A 432-nucleotide genomic window follows, 5' to 3' on the forward strand; every position below is an offset into this window, starting at 1 on the left:
CGAGAGGTCTTGGTCCTCCGCGACGAGGAATGGGTCGATGTACTCAACAAGCGAGCGGAATGCTTCGCCCTTGCCGTCGTGTGGCGTCGCGCTGAGGAGCAATAGTGAGTCGGAATTACCAGCGACCCGTTCAACCATCTGCGACGTCTTGCTCGGCGACTCACCCCGCTTGGCGGCCTTGTGTGCCTCGTCGACCACCACGACATCCCAGAACGCCTCGTCGAGGGCGGGCTGGAACTCCTCCTGCCGGAGGAACGCCTGGCTTGTGACCAGCTGCTGATGGTCTTGGTCCCAGATGTTGCCTTCCTCGCCGAGTCGGCGGCGTTCTCCTTCGACCCACTGTCTGTCGGCCGGTGTGAGGTCAATGTCGAAGAAGCGGTCCATGTCTCGGATCCACTTCTTCTGGAGATGGGCGGGGACGACGAACAGGAC

The 432-nt window shown here is 62.0% G+C and carries 1 protein-coding gene; it reads right to left on the reverse strand.

Features of this window, described 5'->3' with window-relative positions; translation table 11 throughout:
- A partial coding sequence (locus EXE45_RS18025; RefSeq protein WP_137695130.1) for an SNF2-related protein occupies positions 1–432 on the reverse strand: 432 nt, incomplete at both ends.

The sequence above is a fragment of the Halorubrum sp. SP9 genome, from assembly GCF_005435015.1.
Classification (GTDB): Archaea; Halobacteriota; Halobacteria; order Halobacteriales; family Haloferacaceae; genus Halorubrum; species Halorubrum sodomense.